This is a genomic window from Pseudomonas sp. GW821-FHT02A11 (genome assembly GCF_059421985.1).
Genome location: NZ_JBWKWB010000001.1, coordinates 174,770 through 191,610, shown reverse-complemented (window position 1 = coordinate 191,610; position 16,841 = coordinate 174,770). Strand labels below are relative to the sequence as shown.

Genomic DNA, 16,841 nt, shown 5'->3' with positions numbered 1-16,841 from the left:
CTGTGCATCACCTGTCCGATTTTTCGCGAATAAATTCGCTCCCACAGTTGGATCCGGCTTCGGCCTTGCACTTCGCAGCGACTGCGGATTTTTGTGGGAGCGAATTCATTCGCGATTTGCCAGTACATTCGACACCTCTCTATCGTCTGTACATAAGTCTCGCGAATGAATTCGCTCCCACAGGTGCGGGGTGATCCTGTGGGATGGGCTCAATCCAGCCGCAACGTCGAGTTGAACTGGCTGATCGCATCCACCACGTGCCGCGCGCCCTGCTGGATCTCCAGAATCGCTTCCCCGGCCTCGTTGGCCAGTTCAACCCCCGTGCCCGTTCGGCTCAGGCTCGACTGCATGCTCGTCACCGCGCTTTTTGCCAGCTCGTTGTTCTGCCTCACCACATCGACAATCTCGACCGTCGCCTTGCTGGTTCGTGCGGCAAGCCCGCGCACTTCGTCCGCGACCACGGCAAACCCGCGCCCGTGTTCCCCGGCGCGAGCGGCTTCGATGGCGGCGTTGAGGGCCAGCAGGTTGGTCTGATCGGCGATGCTGCGGATGGTCTGCACGATGGTGGCGATAATCTCGGACTGCTTGTTCACCGCATCGATGCTGCGGGCCGCTTCGTTGAGGTCGCTGGAAATCTGCTCGATCACTTCGACGGTCTGCTGCACCACGCTGGAACCCTTCTGGGCGCAGGCGTCAGTGCGCACCGAGGTGTCGTGGGCCGTGGTGGCGGCATTGCGTTGCACGGTCACTTGTTCAGTGATGTCGCTGGCGAATTTCACGACTTTGTACAGCCGACCTTTGACGTCGAACAGCGGGTTGTAGGTGGCTTCCAGGTACACGGTCTGACCGTGCTTGTTCACCCGCTCGAAACGGTGAGCGTGGAACTCGCCGCGATTGAGCGAGGCCCAGAATGCCTTGTACGCCGGGGATTCGACCTCCGCGCGGGTGCAGAACAGGCTGTGGTGCTGGCCCATGACTTCGTCGAGCGAGTAGTGCATGGTGCGCAGGAAGTTCTCGTTGGCGGTGATCACTCGACCGTCTGGCGAGAACTCGATCGTCGCCATTGAGCGGCCGATGGCGTCGATCATGCTCTGGTTTTCGTGATCCTTATAGGCGCGTGCGGTGATGTCGGAAGCGACTTTGATCACGCTCTGCACCACGCCGTCATTGTCGTAGACCGGCATGTAACTGGCCTCCAGCCAGATCTCGCGACCGGACTTGTCCAAGCGCATGAACTCGCCGCACAGTGGCTCGCCGCGGGCCAGGTCGCGCCAGAATGTGCTGTAGGCGTCGCTGTCGCAAAAAGACTTTTCGCAGAAGATCCGGTGGTGTTTGCCTGTCAGCTCGCCCGGCTGATAGCCCATGGTCAGGCAGAAATTTTCATTGGCCTCGAGAATGATGCCGTCGGGGGTGAACTCGATCATCGCCATGGAACGACTAATCGCCGCCAGCTTGGCCTTTAACTGGCACAGCGCAGCGGTGGATACCTGTAACTCGGCTTCGACGGCCTTGCGGTGTGAATTGAACATCTGCCACCTACCTCAGTGTTTGCGAAATGCGGTCGAAGTGACCGTCTTCCTTGATGGGCTGCTACGTGAGTCGACCCGGATTACCCCGACATGAGTCATGGCGGTATGACATCGCAGGGCAGAGTGTATTGAGATGAATGGCTTACAGGCGCGACCCAGAGCGGTTCGCAATCCATTCGAGGGGTGAATGCCGATCGTCTGATAACCATCGAAACGATCAATGGTCGCGGGTTTGCGGGGTCAATCCAACCGTCCATTGCGAGCGCCTGCCGTCCGTGGTCGATGAGTGCTGCAACCCGCGCACGCCTTTGCGATCGGTGGCGTTGAGCAATCGTTCACAGCATAGACAAGAGCAGGCGGGATGCAATCGAATAGTGGCAATTTAACATTCAATTGGGTGGGCTGTCGTGAACAGACACGCCTCGCGCGCTGCCTTCGGATCAAGGCAGCAGGCGGGCACCCATGATTCAGCGCTGAAGATGCGCAGTGCCGAACAGCTGGACCTGCTGCAACTGCCCTTGCTGTTCGATCAGGCGCACAGGCGCTGTGCCACCGGGCATCACCACCTCCACCAGCCCCGCCTGCACCCAGCCGCTGAGCCAGGCGGCCGAGGCGACCGCGCTGGCGCTGGTGCCCGAGGACGCGGTCGGCCCTTCGCCCCGCTCGAACACTCGCGCCATGATGCGGTTCGGCGCCACGCGGGCGGCCCATTGCAGGTTGATACCGGCGGGGCAGGGGTCGCCTTCGCCGAATTCGCCGGCGGCGAAGGCAATACGGGTCAGCGCGTCGTTGAGCGGGTTTTCATGCAGTTGCTCGAAGCCGGGCAGCGCGGCAACGTCGCTCACCAGCGTGACGCAATGAGGGTTGCCGACCCGCACGAACGCGCTGGTTTGCCATTGCCGGTGCAGATTCGCCAGGCGTTCGACCCGATTGAGCGGGGTATCGCCCAGCACGCTGTCGCTGACGCCCGGCCCTTTCGCGCCCACGGCAGCGGGGCCGAAACCCGGTGTGCCGATGTCCAGCCAGAAGCCTGGGACGCCTTCGATGGTCGCCGCTTGCACGGCAGTCGGCGCCGGGCTGGCGGAGTCATCATGGTCGTGATGCACTTGCAGGGTAAAAATGCCATCGCTGGGCGTGCGACCGGAATCGGTGAGCGACTGCGAGAAAATTGTCAGGCCGTTTCCACTGCGCTCGGCCAGGGTGGCGTCGGTGTTGACGATCAGCACATCGAACGGCGCAGCGTCCTGAAACGGCCCGACCAGCAGACCGTCCGAGCGATGCGCCTTGCTCCCCGCCGGGCGCTGGCCCTCTGGCCAATTGCAGATCGCCGCCACTGCGTGCGGCGCCCAGCTGAGTCGAGACAGGGCCGCGTCGGCAGCAGACGCAGGCACGTTCACACCCAGCGCGCGCAGGGCTTCAGGGGAAATCACGGCGTAGATATTGCCGCGTGCATCGTAGAAGGGGGCCATGGCAGATCCGCTATCGAAGTCGCAAAGCGCGCATTAAATCATGCAGCAGGGTCAGTCGCTGAATGAGGCAGCCGTGGGAATCTCTGTGGGAGCGAATTCATTCGCGAAAAATCTTTCAGGCGACAGATACTTTTTGAATCTACCGGCCTCTCGCGAATGAATTCGCTCCCACAGCGGCTCACCTGTGTTCAGGATTTCACACCACCAACGTCAGCCACGCCGACACCAGCAACAGCACGGCCATCACCTGATTGAAGCGCTTCATGCTCTGCGCCGAGCGGCAGAACTTCGCGGCGCTGACCCCCAGGTACGCCCAGGCGGTCATGCACGGAATCGCCACCAGGAAAAACACCAGCGACAGCCACATCACCCGCAGCATGCGATCGGCATCAGTGCCTGCAAACACGCTGACCACGGCCAGCGCCATCATCCAGGTTTTCGGGTTGACCAGTTGCAGGCTGGCAGCGCCCCACAGGCCCAGTTGCGGGCCTTGCGAGGCTTTGTCGGGGTCGATGGCTTCAGCCGGGGCGCTGAAAATCTGCCACGCCAGCCAGGTCAACCAGGCGATGCCGACCCAGGCCATCACAGTCTGCACTTGACGATGGCGGGCCAGCACATCGCCAAGGCCGGTGCCGACGATCAGCACCATCAGCGCCGCGCCGGCACAGCCCCCCACCATGATCGGCAAGGTGCGCCGCAGGCCATGTCGCGAGCTGTTGGTCAGTACAAGAATGTTGGTGGGGCCAGGGGTGATCGAGGCGACGAATGCAAAGAGGACAAAGGGCAAAAAGGTTTCCATGGGACAGCTCGGCGATTGATCAGGCCTTGATGATCGCGGCGCGCGGGCTGTCAGTCTGGAAGATTTGAGCAGCGTCTGCGGTAGTCAGCGGGTGTCATGCGGTAGGCGCGCTGGAACCAGCGCCCCAGGTGGCTCTGATCGGCAAAACCCAGTGCGGCGGCGACAGCCACCGGCAGCTCGCCACGGGCCAGCAGGCGCCGTGCGCGGGTCAGGCGCAGTTGGATAAGGTAAGCGTGGGGGGCCAGCCCGAAGGCAGCCTTGAAGGCGCGGGTCAGGCGAAAACGGTCGACCCCCGCGACATTCGCCAGATGGTCCAGGCCGATGTCCTTATGCAAATGGCTGTGCAGATAATCCCGCGCCCGTTGCGCCACCAGCGGCAGGCGCGGGTCGGGGCTGATCAGCGCGCGCCAGCGCAGATGGCTGGTGAGGCTCGACAGCAGGTTGTCCAGCGCGGTCTGGCGCACGATGCGCAATTCCTGGCTGTGCATGGCTTCAAAGGCGTGCGCAGTGGCGATTGCCAGGCGCCTGTCGTCGGCCAGGGTGGCGGCGAAGCTCAGTTGGGCGTTGTCCGGCGCCTCATCGAACTGTGCCCGTAGCTCGCGATCCAGCCACTGCGGGTCCAGGTACAGCGTGCGATAGGTGAAACCGCCGGCTTGCGGCGCGTGGCCGTCGTGAATGTCCCCCGGCTCCAGCAGAAACACCTTGCCCGGCGTGCTGTTGTACTGCTGACGCCGGCAGTTGAACTGCTGCACCCCTTGCTCGGTAATGCCCACCAGATAGCTGTCATGCCAGTGCGGGTCATAGGCATGCCCCTCGAAGTGCGCCCGCATCGACTCGATGCCGGACGCGGAGTCCTGCTTGAGATCGATCCAGTTGCGTTCGGGCATCGGGGTTCCTCATAAAATGTCAGCAAAGGTGTACAGGTTAATGCGCAGCCTAACGCCTGGTCTGGAACATTTGTGCAGCACCCGACCGGCAGTGGCTGACTATCCTTGTTACAAAGTGAATATTCCCACACGTTGCCCATCAACCCTCATAGCGCGAACCTACGCGCTTGATCGTCATCAAAGACCGGAACCGTCACTCATTCCTACCCATTCCCTGAGGTAAATGATGAATCGCTTTCTGCGACGTCTTGCGCTGGTGTCCCTCAGCAGCCTGCTGAGCGTCGGGCTGGCCCAGGCCAGCGATCACACCGTGCAACCCTCCCTCGTACTGGCCTCCGCCAGCTACCCCGATCGCAACAACAGTTCCGATAACGGCGCCATCCGCCGAGCCAATCCCAACAGCCGTCAAGGCACCGAATCAATCTCGCCGACCATGCGCGGGCCACATCCTGGGCCTTCGCAGTCGCGTCCGCCGACCCTGGAAAACGGCGGTATCGGCAACGGCTACCCCACACGACAAACTTCGCCACGGCCTTCGGGCAGCACTCAACGTGGTAGCCATTGAGTGGGCGACACACCTTCCCGGCAGCCCACGTCAAACTTCAGCAAAAGGAATCGCCCATGTTGCACAAAACCCTGCTTCGCCCGACGTTGATCGCCAGTCTGTGCGCCACCGCGTTTTTCAGCCTGCCATTGCAGGCCACGGCGGCCACCTACAAGAGTGAGGAGGGCACGCTAACGGTGGATGAGGTCGTAGGGGGCTTGCAGCATCCGTGGGCGGTGGCGTTCCTGCCGGGCAACAAGGGCATGCTGGTGACCGAGCGCCCCGGCAGCCTGCGACTCGTCACGCCGCAAGGCAAGCTGTCGGCGCCGATTTCCGGTGTGCCCAAGGTCTGGGTGCAAGGGCAGGGCGGCTTGCTGGATGTCGAGCTGTCGCCGGATTTCGCCAAGGACCGCATGGTCTACCTGACTTACGCCGAGGTCGGCCCGGATGGCAAGACCGGTGGCACGGCCGCAGGGCGCGGGCGGCTGTCCGATGACCTGACCAAACTCGAAGGCTTCACGCGCATCTTCCAGCAACAGCCGAAGCTGTCGGTGGGCAACCACTTCGGTTCACGCATCGTCTTTGACCGTGACGGCTACCTGTTCATCGCCCTGGGTGAAAACAACAATCGCCCGACTGCGCAGGACCTGGACAAGCTGCAAGGCAAGATCGTGCGTCTCTATCCTGATGGCTCGGTTCCCAAGGACAATCCCTTCGTCGGCCAGAAAAACGTGCGCCCCGAAATCTGGAGCTACGGCCATCGCAATCAGCAGGGCGCCGCGCTCAACCCCTGGACCGGCACGTTGTGGACCAACGAGCACGGCCCCATGGGCGGCGACGAAATCAACATCATCGAACGCGGCGCCAACTATGGCTGGCCGATCTCGACCTTCGGCATCGACTACAATGGCCAGCCGATTTCTGAGGCCAAGGGCAAGATTGTCGAAGGCGTGACAAACCCGTTCCACGTCTGGGAAAAATCACCGGCCATCAGCGGCATGGCGTTCTACGATTCGGACAGGTTCAAACAGTGGGACCACAACGTCTTCATTGGCGCGCTGTCGGCGCAGGTGCTGATCCGGCTGGAGCTCAAGGACGACAAGGTGGTGCACGAAGAGCGCCTGCTGAGCGAGTTGAAGTCGCGCATCCGCGACGTGCGTCAGGGGCCGGATGGCTATCTGTATGTGCTCACCGATGACGACGACGGCAAGCTGCTGAAGGTCGGGCTGGCGCAGTAGAGGGGGGCGCGCGTGGATATAGAGCTGTAGGAGCTACTGAAGATTACGACAGTGCGGGCCGCGATCGGACGAAAGCGGTATGTCAGGTCATACGCTTTCGCGACGGTCGCACAGCTCTCGTTGCTCCTACAGGTGCGCAGCGTTGGCCCTACAACGTCGAGTTCTTCGCGAACTGCTCTTTCAGAAATGCCTTCATGTCCGCCCACGAGCTCATGTCGGCAGTCTGGTTGTAGCCGATGTCCGGGCCGCCATGATCGCCATGGCTCAGTTTGTCGGCGTCCGGATTGGTGAAACCATGCTTGGCGCCGTCGATGCCGACAAACTTGTAGTCGACCTTGGCCGCGTCCATTTCTTTCTTGAAGTCCGCGACGTTCTGCGGGGTGACCATGGTGTCGCCATTGCCGTGCTCAACGAGCATTGGCGTCTTGGTCACGCCTTCTTTGGCCGGGGTCTTGGTCGCCAGCGCGCCGTGGAAGCTCACCACGGCCGCCAGCGGTTCGCCACGGCGTGCGGCATCCAGCACCACGCCGCCACCGAAGCAGTAGCCGATGGCGGCGATTTTCTGCGGGTTGGTCTCGGGCTGTTTCTTCAGCTGCTCGACCCCGGCGTCAAAGCGCTTGGCGGAGGCTGCAGCATCGGCCGTGGCGGCCTGCATGAAGGCCATGGCGTCTTTCGGGTGCTCGGTGTTCTTGCCTTCGCCATACATGTCGATGGCCATGGCGCTGTAGCCCAGCACGGCCAGATCGCGGGCGCGGCGCTTGGCGTAGTCGTTCAGGCCCCACCATTCATGCACCACCACGATGCCGGGACGCGGCCCCTTGATGGCGTCGTCGTAGGCGTAGTAGCCGACCAATTTGGTGCCGTCAGGGCCTTGGTAATCAATGGTGCGGGTTTGCACTTCTGCTTGAGCAAGGCCAGCCAGGCACATGAGGGCGAAGGCGATCAGATAACGCATGTTCTTCTCCTTTTATCGAGGGCTCGTCTCGCGTTGAGCCTAGACGATTGTGCCGTACAGGTTCCGACCCCGTGCGGTACCTATGTGTTCAGCTCAGGTTCAGAGGGTGTTCAGGAGGGGTTCAGCGCCTGCTGCGTATTCTCGGTGCCGTACCCAACAAGGCGCCTGGCGCCGGAGGACCTGCACATGCTGGCGATCAACAAGTTTATTCTGGCTCTGGCTTTTCTGGGGGGCAGCGCCGCCGCTCAGGCCACTGAGGGCAACACCGACGTCGCGCGCGTCGACCTGGCCCGCAACAGTAAAAAACTCTCGGGAATAATGATGTCGAGCACGGCTAAACTGTCCGTGGCTGCGCCTGCGATGAGCGCTGCCTATGCCTCGCAATCGACTAGCCTGAGCGAGGGTCCCGACAATTACTTGCCTGTGCACCACCGGTTGTAAGCCGTCAGTTCAAGGATCACCAATCGAGAGGTATGTCTGTGCTTGGGAGAGCGTCATGAAACTGCTGGTTGTCGAAGATGAAGCCCTGTTGCGTCATCACTTGCAGACCCGTCTGACCGAAAGCGGTCATGTGGTCGAAGCGGTGGGCAACGCCGATGAGGCGCTGTATCAGGTCGGGCAGTTCAATCATGATCTGGCGATCATCGATCTGGGCCTGCCGGGCATGGGCGGTCTGGACCTGATTCGTCAGCTGCGCGCCCAGAACAAGGCGTTTCCGATCCTGATCCTCACTGCTCGCGGCAACTGGCAGGACAAGGTCGAAGGGCTCGCCGCCGGTGCCGACGACTATGTGGTCAAGCCGTTTCAGTTCGAAGAGCTGCAGGCTCGGCTCAATGCGTTGCTGCGTCGCTCCAGCGGCTTTACCCAGTCGACCATCAATGCCGGGCCGCTGACCCTGGACATCAACCGCAAACAGGCGTCGCTGGACGAACAGCCGCTGGCGCTGACCGCCTACGAATATCGGATTCTCGAATACCTTATGCGCCACCACCAGCAAGTGGTGCCCAAAGAACGCCTGATGGAGCAGCTGTACCCGGACGACGACGAGCGTGATCCGAACGTGATCGAAGTGCTGGTCGGTCGCCTGCGGCGCAAGCTGGAAGGCCCGGACGGTTTCAAGCCCATCGATACCGTGCGCGGTCTGGGCTACCTGTTCACTGAGCGCTGCCGATGATTCGATCGCTGCGCGTGCGACTGATGCTGGCCGCCGCGACTCTAGCGGTCATCTTCATGCTGCTGATGCTGCCTGCCCTGCAGAGCGCATTCAGTCTGGCGCTGGAAAGCTCGATCGAAAAACGCCTGGCCTCGGATGTCACCACGCTGATCTCCGCCGCGCGCGTCGAGGACGACCGGCTGTTGATGCCGACGCTCTTGCCCGGCGAGCAATTCAGCCTGCCCGACAGCCGCCTGCTGGGCTACATCTACAACCGCACCGGCAAGCTGGTGTGGCGTTCACGGGCCACCGAGGACGAAAACATCGAGTACCAGCCGCGCTATGACGGGCTGGGCGCCGAATTCGCCAAGATTCGCCAGCCCGACGGCGAGGAGTTCTTCGTCTACGACGTCGAGGTCAAGTTGCTGGGCGGGCGCAATGCGGCATTCAGCATCGTCGCCGTGCAACCGGTGCGCGAGTATCAGGAAACCATCTCGGGCCTGCGCGAAAAGCTCTATCTGGGCTTCGGCGGGGCCTTGCTGGTCTTGCTGGTGCTGCTGTGGGGCGGCCTGACCTGGAGTTTGCGTTCGTTGCGCGGCATGAGTCAGGAACTCGACCAGGTGGAAGTCGGCTCGCGGGAAAGCCTCAGCGAGAACCACCCCAGCGAACTGCTGCGTCTGACCGACTCGCTCAACCGCCTGCTGCGCAGCGAGCGTGAACAGCGCAGCCGCTATCGCGACTCGCTGGGTGATCTGGCCCACAGCCTGAAGACTCCGCTGGCCGTCCTGCAAGGCGTCAGCGAGAAGATCGCCAAGCGTCCTGAAGACCTTGAGCAGGCGCGGATTCTGCAGTCGCAGATCGAACGCATGAGCCAGCAGATCGGCTATCAGTTGCAGCGCGCCAGCCTGCGCAAGAGCGGCCTGGTGCGTCATCACGTGTCGCTCAAGCCGGTGGTCGAGAGCCTGTGCAACACCCTGGAAAAGGTCTATCGCGACAAACGCGTGGGCGTCACTTTCGATCTGCCGGACGACTGTCAGGTGCAGATGGAGGAGGGCGCGCTGCTGGAGATGCTCGGCAACCTGTTGGAAAACGCCTACCGGCTGTGCCTGAGCGAGGTTCGTGTCACCTGGCGGCCTTCGATGATGGGCGATGAGCTGTGCATCGAAGACGACGGTCCCGGCGTACCCCAGAGCCAGCGCGCGCGGATTTTGGAACGCGGTGAACGCCTGGACCGACAGAACCCGGGGCAGGGCATCGGGCTTGCGGTGGTCAAGGACATTATCGAAAGTTACGGCGCGCAGCTGACCCTGGGGGATTCGGAATTGGGTGGGGCGGCGTTCAGGATTCAGTTTGCGATCTAGTTCCCACTGATCCACCGCGCCCCCCTGTAGGAGCAGTCGGAGGTTACGACGGCTGCGAACGCGCTGCGTCAGATATCGATGGTGTGTCAGATACACCGCTTTCGCGGCAGTCGCACAGCTCCGGCAGCGCCTACAGGTGCGATGTCTGACTCAGAGTCTTGAATGGCTCCGGGATCTCTTGCGCATCAATTCCCCTGCGCCCGATACGCCCCCGGCGTCAGTCCTGTCCACTTCTTGAACGCGCGATGAAACGCCGAAGGCTCGGAAAACCCCAGCTCTTCGGCGATCAGCTGCAACGACAGGTCCGGCTGACCGAGGCGGTAAATCGCCATGTCGCGGCGCAGCTCATCCTTGAGGCCCTGAAAACTGGTGCCCTCTTCACGCAAATGACGGCGCAGGGTCTGCGGGCTGATGTGCAGGTGCTCGGCCACGGTGTCCAGATCCGGCCAGCGCTGGCAGTCGCGGCTGAGCAAGCGTCGTAGCTGGCTGCTCAGGCTGTCGCCCTCGTCCGGGCGTGCCAGCAGATCGGCGGGGGAGCGTTCGAGGAAGCGCTTGAGGGTGCGCTCGTCCTGCAACAGCGGCAGGTCCAGGTAGCGGCTGTGAAAGGTCAGCGCCGTCAGCCCGGCGTCAAACTGCATCGGACAATAGAACAGCAGGTCGTATTCAGCGCTATGGACGGGCTTGGCGTAGGCGAACGTGGCCTGTTCCAGACGAATGCGCTGGCCGATCAGCCAACTGGCCAGGCGATGCCAGATCACCAGCAACGACTCGCTGAGAAAATGCATCGGGTCGCGCAGGGTTGAGTCATCCAGACACAACCTTACCCATTCTCCCTCGCGCTGCAGACTCAAGCGTGGAGCATCGGGAAACAACCCATAGAACATAAAGCCGCGCTGCAACGCTTTGTCCAGCGTGCGGCAGTGGATCAGCGCATGGCACATCATCGCGAAGGTGCCGCGCTTGCTCGGTACCAGACCAAAGCCCATGTATTCGTCGTCCAGCGCCCGCCACACCAATTGAATCAGGCGCGCGAACTGCTCCGGTGCGATGCGCGCCCGAGGCTCGTTGAGCCATTGCGGCTGAATACCCGCCTGCTCAAGGATCGGCAGGCAATCGAGCTCGTAGCGCTGGGCACCTGACAGCACGGCACGGGCGAAGTGGCTGGCGATGGTTCGATGGCGCATGACGGACTCGATGACGGCTGACGCCGGAAAGTGGGCCGATGGTAGGCAGCGATGCCGCAGGCCACAAGGCGGATAACCGCCAATGCGCGGGTTGTTTTGTCGGGAATGGGCGGAAATCCGCCATCACGGATGCCGATTTTTAGCTAACGTTAACCAGGCAGTCCATGCCGTTCGGGGCTTTCAGCGAATTTTCAGATACTGGCACGGTGCTTGCGATAGAGGGTGTAGAGGTCTGCCGCGCGCAGCTCGACAACAACAAATCCCTCCGAGCAGGAGGGTTCGCACTTTAGGCATCGGTGCATCAGGCATGATTCAGGCCGAAGCTCTTGAGGAAACTGCAATGACGACTCGTCAGCCATTCTATAAATCCCTGTACGTTCAGGTGATCGTTGCAATCATCATCGGTATTGCACTGGGTCACTGGTATCCCGAAACCGCTGTTCAGCTCAAACCCTTTGGTGACGCGTTCATCAAACTGATCAAAATGGTCATTGCCCCTATCATCTTCTGCACCGTGGTCAGCGGCATCGCTGGTATGCAGAGCATGAAATCCGTGGGTAAGACCGGCGGCTACGCGCTGCTGTACTTCGAAATCGTCTCGACCATCTCGCTGCTGATCGGTCTGGTTGTGGTCAACGTGGTTCAGCCTGGCGCGGGCATGCACATCGACCCGGCCACTCTGGATGCTTCGAAAATCGCTTCTTACGTGACCGCGAGTAAGGATCAGACTGTCGTCAACTTCCTGCTCAACGTGATTCCGGGCACCATCGTCGGCGCTTTCGCCAACGGCGACATCCTGCAAGTGCTGATGTTCTCGGTAATCTTCGGCTTCGCCCTGCATCGCCTGGGCGCCTACGGCAAGCCGGTGCTGGACTTCATTGATCGCTTCGCCCATGTCATGTTCAACATCATCAACATGATCATGAAGCTGGCGCCGATCGGTGCGCTGGGCGCCATGGCCTTCACCATCGGTGCTTACGGCGTGAGCTCCCTGGTGCAACTGGGCCAGCTGATGCTGTGCTTCTACATCACCTGTATCCTGTTCGTACTGGTGGTGCTGGGCGCCATCGCTCGCGCTCACGGCTTCAGCGTGCTGAAACTGATCAAGTACATCCGCGAAGAACTGCTGATCGTGCTGGGCACTTCCTCGTCTGAATCGGCTCTGCCGCGCATGCTGATCAAGATGGAGCGTCTGGGCGCGAAGAAATCCGTCGTGGGTCTGGTGATCCCGACCGGTTACTCGTTCAACCTGGACGGCACCTCGATCTACCTGACCATGGCCGCCGTGTTCATCGCTCAGGCGACCGACACCCACATGGACATCACCCACCAGATCACCCTGCTGGCCGTTCTGTTGCTGTCCTCCAAGGGCGCTGCAGGCGTGACCGGTTCGGGCTTCATCGTGCTGGCGGCGACCCTGTCGGCCGTCGGTCACCTGCCGGTGGCCGGTCTGGCGCTGATCTTGGGTATCGACCGCTTCATGTCCGAAGCTCGCGCGCTGACCAACCTGGTCGGTAACGCGGTTGCCACCCTGGTTGTGGCCAAGTGGGTCAAAGAGCTGGACGTGCCGCAGATGCAGGCCGAACTGGCTTCCGGTGGTCGCGCCATCGAAGAAAACCGTCCACAGGACGACCTGGGCGTAGCCGAAGGCCCTGCGCAGGTAGGCCGTTCGTAATCGGTTAGCCTTGCGCTGAAATGAAAAGCCCGTCCACGGGAAACCGGGGCGGGTTTTTTGTTGCCCGTACAACCAGCACGTTCCCGGGGGCGATGATCGATCTCACGTGACGCACATCCCCTGTGGGAGCGAATTCATTCGCGATGGGCCGGAACATTCGATAGAGATGTTTCGGTTGATAATCCGCATCGCGAATGAATTCGCTCCCACAGGGTTTGCTTGCATAGGGGTAAACTCGTTGCCCCAATGAATGCACCGACTTACGCTGTGCCACATCACTGATGCCCAGGGAAGCTCGCATGCACGGTCCGCTGTCATCGCTCAAAGTCCTCGATTTCTCCACACTTCTGCCCGGTCCCTTCGCCTCGCTGCTGCTGGCCGACATGGGCGCCGACGTGCTGCGCATCGAATCACCGACCCGGCTGGACCTGCTGCGGGTGCTGCCGCCTCACGATCAGGGCGTATCGGCGAGCCATGCCTACCTCAATCGCAACAAGCGCAGCTTGGCGCTGGACCTCAAGCAGCCTGAAGCGGTGGAGGTGGTCAAACGGTTGGTGGCCGATTACGACATCGTGCTGGAGCAGTTCCGCCCAGGCGTCATGGAACGGCTGGGGCTGGGCTATGAGGCGCTCAAAGCGATCAATCCGAAGCTGATCTACGTCGCCATCACCGGTTATGGCCAGACAGGGCCCTATCGCGAGCGGGCCGGACACGACATCAACTATCTGGCGCTGGCGGGGCTGGCCAGCCACACAGGGCGCAAGGACAGCGGCCCGTTGCCCCTGAGCGTGCAAGTGGCGGACGTCGCCGGAGGCTCGCTGCACGGAGTGATTGGGCTATTGGCGGCGGTGATTGCGCGGCAGCAGACGGGCGGGGGGCAGTTTGTCGACATCAGCATGACCGACTGCGCTTTCAGTCTGAACGCCCTGGCCGGCGCAGGCGCGTTGGCCGCAGGCGTCGAGCCGCAGCCCGAAGGCCATATGCTCAACGGCGGCAGTTTTTATGATTACTACCGCAGTCGTGACGGCCGCTGGTTTTCCGTCGGCAGCCTGGAACCGGCGTTCATGCAGACGCTGTGCAAGGCGTTGGGCAGACCAGAACTGGCGAAACTCGGTTTATCCCCCGAGCCGGTGGATCATCTGGCCCTTAAACGGGAATTGCAGATCGAATTCGAGCGACGCGGCTTTGACGAACTTGAGCCGATCTTCGCAGGGGTAGACGCGTGCGTAGAGCCGGTGTTGGGTTTTTCCGAAGCCGTTCAGCACCCCCAGTTGCAAGCGCGTCAGGTCGTCACTCAGGTGCCCCGCGGCGACGGCACTTCGCAGCCGCAGATGGCCTGTGCGGTGAAGTTTTCCGAAGGCTTGCCCGCGCCCAGGCACATTGGCGTCTCGGTGGGCGCGCACAGCGATCAGGTGTTGCGGGAGGCGGGGTTCAGCGAGCAGGAAATAAGCGTGTTGCGCAAAGCGGGTGCCGTGGCGTGACGGTCATTCCACCCGCGTCTCGCCACTGAACACCAGAATCTCCCGGCAGCGACGGCACAGGTAACGGCGTCCCTTGCGCACCAGCTTGTGCCGCTGCAGCGAGAACGGGAAATCGCTCCCGGGGCAGGGGCAACGGTAGATGTAGCGGGTCACGCTGCGACGCTGGATTTCATAGGTGTGGCAGCGGTTGGGCGGCAGTTCGTACACGCCGCGCATGATCAGCTGCCACTCCTCGCCGTGGGGTTGGATGGTGTCGCCGAACAGTTGATGGGCCACCAGGTGCGCGACTTCATGGGCCACGGTCTGGCGCAGGAAATCGTCGGCGTTTTCCCGATACAGCTGAGGATTGAAGCGCAGCAGGTTTTCGTGCAAATGCGCGACACCGGCCTTCTGGCCGCGTAGCTTGAGGCTGACGACAGGGCGTTTGAAACGGCGTTTGAAAAAATCTTCGGCTTGTTGGTAACAGGATTCGACGCGGGAATTGAGTTGCTCGAGCATGCTTCATCGGTCTCCAGAGGAGGCGAGTATGCCGCAAAGCGTGGGCAGGCCGAAAACTCAAGCTGCCGAATGGTCGTGAATTTGCCGCAAATCCCTGTAGCAGCACGGCTTGCCGGCGTGCGCATACCTGTGGGAGCGAATGTATTCGCGAGACGATTTTACATCCGACAAAAATCCATCGAATGTACCGGCCTCTCGCGAATGAATTCGCTCCCACAGGTATCGTGCTCCAGCAGTAGAAGGGCCAAACCCGGTCAATTGGTGTACTCAGGCCCCACGCCGACTCCCCACAGCACCACGGTAAACGCCATGATCGCCACCAGCACCACCAAACCCACCGCCAGCACCGAGCTTGAGAACATGAAGCCCTCGTCCGGGTGGATGTTCATGAACACCGGCAACCCTCCATACAGCAGATACACCGTGTAGCAGACCGCCGCCAGGCCCACCATCATGCCCAGCCACATGTGCGGATAGAGCGCGGCCAGGCCGCCGATGAACAAAGGGGTTGCGGTGTAAGTGGCAAAGGCCACGCAGCGCGCAAGGCTTGGGCTGGCGTCGTAGGTGCGGGCCATCCAGTGAATGAAACCGCCCATCACGCCCACCCCGGCGAGCATGGCAATGTAAGACATGAAGGTCATCCAGATCGCGCTCTCGCTGGTCAGCATGACCGGCGCGCGGCTGCCGATGACCCAGCCGACCTGGGTCGTGCCGATGTAGGCGGACACCGCAGGAATCGCGGCCAGTATCAGCGTGTGGGTGAGGTACATGTGGCTGATGCTTTCTTCTTGTTCGCCACGTATCTGTTGCCATTCCTGATCGGGGTGCGTGAAAAGCCCTAAAACGTGATGGATCATGCTCTTTACTCCTCATGATGAAACCCGTCGCGCCTGAAGGCCTGATGCCGCCAGGGCAAGGTCACACTCTCTGCAAGGAAAACGGCTGCGACCTCACCGGCAGTATAGAAAGCTCAAAGCCCCGAAAACCGTGGGCTTTAGAGTGATTGGCGCATTCAAGTGCGCTGCTAATAGCAGAAGGTGATCAAAGGGATGAGCAGGCATTACCAGGCGTAACGTTTATGCGTAAAATACCGCCCCTTTCCTCAAGTCACAGCGAGCGGACACCAGCGCCATGGGCACCCTTTCAGTCAATCAGAACAAACTGCAAAAGCGTCTGCGCAGGCTCGCAGGCGAAGCGGTGGCCGATTTCAACATGATTGAAGAGGGCGATAAGGTGATGGTCTGCCTGTCCGGCGGCAAGGACAGCTACACCATGCTCGACGTGCTGCTGCACCTGCAGAAGGTCGCGCCGATCCAGTTCTCCATCGTGGCAGTGAACATGGACCAGAAACAGCCAGGCTTCCCTGAGCATGTGCTGCCTGCGTACCTCAAAGAGCTGGGCGTGGAGTACCACATCGTCGAGAAAGACACCTACTCGGTGGTCAAGGAGCTCATTCCAGAGGGCAAGACCACCTGCTCGCTGTGTTCGCGCCTGCGTCGCGGCACGCTGTACACCTTCGCCGATGAAATCGGCGCGACCAAGATGGCGTTGGGTCACCACCGCGACGACATCGTCGAAACCTTCTTCCTGAACATGTTCTTCAACGGCACGATCAAGGCCATGCCGCCGAAGCTGCGCGCCGATGATGGCCGCAACGTGGTGATTCGTCCGCTGGCCTACTGCGCCGAGAAGGACATCCAGGCGTACTCGAACATGAAGCAGTTCCCGATCATCCCGTGCAACCTGTGCGGCTCGCAGGAAAACCTGCAGCGTCAGGTGGTCAAGGACATGCTCCAGGAATGGGACCGCAAGACCCCGGGCCGTTCGGAAATGATCTTCCGCAGCCTGCAGAACGTGGTGCCGTCGCAACTGGCGGACCGCAACCTGTTCGACTTCACCAGCCTGAAAATCGACGAAACCGCAGCGTCGCGGTTCGTGAATGTGGTGAATATATAAGCAGCAACACATATCCCCGTGGCAGCGAATTCATTCGCGAGAGGTCGGTACAGCCGATGGAGATGTATCGGATGATATTCCGCATCGCGAATAAATTCGCCCCCACAGAGTT

The 16,841-nt window shown here is 61.3% G+C and carries 15 protein-coding genes and 2 pseudogenes; 8 read left to right on the top strand and 9 right to left on the bottom strand.

From position 1 onward, the window contains the following. Positions 1-209: 209 nt before the first annotated feature. The 5 genes and pseudogenes from AC07V9_RS00910 to AC07V9_RS00890 form a co-directional block, all read right to left on the bottom strand. Positions 210-647, bottom strand: a pseudogene (locus AC07V9_RS00910) (methyl-accepting chemotaxis protein); the annotation flags it as partial. A gap of 96 nt (positions 648-743) precedes the next feature. Continuing rightward, positions 744-1,424 (bottom strand): annotated as a pseudogene (locus AC07V9_RS00905) (PAS domain-containing protein); the annotation flags it as partial. Positions 1,425-1,996: 572 nt separating this feature from the next. Further along, a complete protein-coding gene (locus AC07V9_RS00900; RefSeq protein ID WP_495013815.1) occupies positions 1,997-2,998 on the bottom strand; it encodes a diaminopimelate epimerase in 1,002 nt (333 codons plus the stop codon). 196 nt (positions 2,999-3,194) lie between these two features. After that, positions 3,195-3,797, bottom strand: coding sequence for a LysE family translocator (locus tag AC07V9_RS00895; protein ID WP_495013814.1), 603 nt, complete (start codon positions 3,795-3,797; stop codon positions 3,195-3,197). A 50-nt stretch (positions 3,798-3,847) separates the two neighbouring features. After that, on the bottom strand, positions 3,848-4,684 hold the full coding sequence (locus tag AC07V9_RS00890; protein WP_495013813.1) for an AraC family ligand binding domain-containing protein: 837 nt from the start codon (positions 4,682-4,684) through the stop codon (positions 3,848-3,850). A gap of 226 nt (positions 4,685-4,910) precedes the next feature. Between AC07V9_RS00890 and AC07V9_RS00885 the strand changes: the two genes are divergently transcribed. Continuing rightward, entirely contained in the window at positions 4,911-5,249 is a 339-nt protein-coding gene (locus AC07V9_RS00885) for a hypothetical protein (protein WP_495013812.1), read from the top strand. Positions 5,250-5,320: 71 nt separating this feature from the next. Then, a complete protein-coding gene (locus tag AC07V9_RS00880; RefSeq protein WP_495014117.1) occupies positions 5,321-6,466 on the top strand; it encodes a PQQ-dependent sugar dehydrogenase in 1,146 nt (381 codons plus the stop codon). Positions 6,467-6,614: 148 nt separating this feature from the next. On the opposite strand, the gene AC07V9_RS00875 is transcribed toward AC07V9_RS00880, so the two are convergent. Further along, positions 6,615-7,421, bottom strand: coding sequence for a dienelactone hydrolase family protein (locus AC07V9_RS00875; RefSeq protein ID WP_495013811.1), 807 nt, complete (start codon positions 7,419-7,421; stop codon positions 6,615-6,617). 186 nt (positions 7,422-7,607) lie between these two features. Between AC07V9_RS00875 and AC07V9_RS00870 the strand changes: the two genes are divergently transcribed. From AC07V9_RS00870 to AC07V9_RS00860, 3 genes are read left to right on the top strand one after another with little or no spacing between them, the layout of a single operon-like run. Beyond that, entirely contained in the window at positions 7,608-7,862 is a 255-nt protein-coding gene (locus AC07V9_RS00870; RefSeq protein ID WP_495014132.1) for a hypothetical protein, read from the top strand. A gap of 55 nt (positions 7,863-7,917) precedes the next feature. Next, the gene (locus AC07V9_RS00865; RefSeq protein ID WP_495013810.1) at positions 7,918-8,595 is read left to right on the top strand and encodes a response regulator; all 678 of its coding nucleotides are present in this window, start codon (positions 7,918-7,920) and stop codon (positions 8,593-8,595) included. Next, a complete protein-coding gene (locus AC07V9_RS00860; RefSeq protein WP_495013809.1) occupies positions 8,592-9,935 on the top strand; it encodes an ATP-binding protein in 1,344 nt (447 codons plus the stop codon). Before AC07V9_RS00865 ends, AC07V9_RS00860 begins: the two co-directional genes overlap by 4 nt. A 185-nt stretch (positions 9,936-10,120) precedes the next feature. On the opposite strand, the gene AC07V9_RS00855 is transcribed toward AC07V9_RS00860, so the two are convergent. Continuing rightward, positions 10,121-11,119: an AraC family transcriptional regulator gene (locus tag AC07V9_RS00855; protein WP_495013808.1), complete on the bottom strand. Its 999-nt coding sequence runs from the start codon at positions 11,117-11,119 to the stop codon at positions 10,121-10,123. A 340-nt stretch (positions 11,120-11,459) separates the two neighbouring features. Here AC07V9_RS00855 and AC07V9_RS00850 point away from each other — a divergent pair, with 340 nt between their 5' ends. Beyond that, on the top strand, positions 11,460-12,794 hold the full coding sequence (locus tag AC07V9_RS00850; protein ID WP_495013807.1) for a dicarboxylate/amino acid:cation symporter: 1,335 nt from the start codon (positions 11,460-11,462) through the stop codon (positions 12,792-12,794). A gap of 299 nt (positions 12,795-13,093) precedes the next feature. Continuing rightward, positions 13,094-14,275: a CaiB/BaiF CoA transferase family protein gene (locus AC07V9_RS00845; RefSeq protein ID WP_495013806.1), complete on the top strand. Its 1,182-nt coding sequence runs from the start codon at positions 13,094-13,096 to the stop codon at positions 14,273-14,275. Between the two features lie 3 nt (positions 14,276-14,278). Here the strand turns inward: AC07V9_RS00845 and AC07V9_RS00840 are convergent, their stop codons facing one another. Further along, entirely contained in the window at positions 14,279-14,773 is a 495-nt protein-coding gene (locus AC07V9_RS00840) for a SprT family zinc-dependent metalloprotease (RefSeq protein ID WP_495013805.1), read from the bottom strand. A 254-nt stretch (positions 14,774-15,027) separates the two neighbouring features. After that, a complete protein-coding gene (locus AC07V9_RS00835) occupies positions 15,028-15,630 on the bottom strand; it encodes a Yip1 family protein (RefSeq protein WP_495013804.1) in 603 nt (200 codons plus the stop codon). A gap of 274 nt (positions 15,631-15,904) precedes the next feature. Between AC07V9_RS00835 and ttcA the strand changes: the two genes are divergently transcribed. Next, on the top strand, positions 15,905-16,729 hold the full coding sequence (gene ttcA / locus AC07V9_RS00830) for a tRNA 2-thiocytidine(32) synthetase TtcA (RefSeq protein ID WP_495013803.1): 825 nt from the start codon (positions 15,905-15,907) through the stop codon (positions 16,727-16,729). Positions 16,730-16,841: the final 112 nt, after the last annotated feature.

Bases quoted from the DNA above. Each gene is read 5' to 3' on its own strand.
- AC07V9_RS00900 (WP_495013815.1), bottom strand. From the start codon at position 2,998: ATGGCCCCCTTCTACGATGCACGCGGCAATATCTACGCCGTGATTTCC.
- AC07V9_RS00895 (WP_495013814.1), bottom strand. From the start codon at position 3,797: ATGGAAACCTTTTTGCCCTTTGTCCTCTTTGCATTCGTCGCCTCGATC.
- AC07V9_RS00890 (WP_495013813.1), bottom strand. From the start codon at position 4,684: ATGCCCGAACGCAACTGGATCGATCTCAAGCAGGACTCCGCGTCCGGC.
- AC07V9_RS00885 (WP_495013812.1), top strand. From the start codon at position 4,911: ATGAATCGCTTTCTGCGACGTCTTGCGCTGGTGTCCCTCAGCAGCCTG.
- AC07V9_RS00875 (WP_495013811.1), bottom strand. From the start codon at position 7,421: ATGCGTTATCTGATCGCCTTCGCCCTCATGTGCCTGGCTGGCCTTGCT.
- AC07V9_RS00870 (WP_495014132.1), top strand. From the start codon at position 7,608: ATGCTGGCGATCAACAAGTTTATTCTGGCTCTGGCTTTTCTGGGGGGC.
- AC07V9_RS00865 (WP_495013810.1), top strand. From the start codon at position 7,918: ATGAAACTGCTGGTTGTCGAAGATGAAGCCCTGTTGCGTCATCACTTG.
- AC07V9_RS00860 (WP_495013809.1), top strand. From the start codon at position 8,592: ATGATTCGATCGCTGCGCGTGCGACTGATGCTGGCCGCCGCGACTCTA.
- AC07V9_RS00855 (WP_495013808.1), bottom strand. From the start codon at position 11,119: ATGCGCCATCGAACCATCGCCAGCCACTTCGCCCGTGCCGTGCTGTCA.
- AC07V9_RS00850 (WP_495013807.1), top strand. From the start codon at position 11,460: ATGACGACTCGTCAGCCATTCTATAAATCCCTGTACGTTCAGGTGATC.
- AC07V9_RS00845 (WP_495013806.1), top strand. From the start codon at position 13,094: ATGCACGGTCCGCTGTCATCGCTCAAAGTCCTCGATTTCTCCACACTT.
- AC07V9_RS00840 (WP_495013805.1), bottom strand. From the start codon at position 14,773: ATGCTCGAGCAACTCAATTCCCGCGTCGAATCCTGTTACCAACAAGCC.
- AC07V9_RS00835 (WP_495013804.1), bottom strand. From the start codon at position 15,630: ATGATCCATCACGTTTTAGGGCTTTTCACGCACCCCGATCAGGAATGG.
- ttcA (WP_495013803.1), top strand. From the start codon at position 15,905: ATGGGCACCCTTTCAGTCAATCAGAACAAACTGCAAAAGCGTCTGCGC.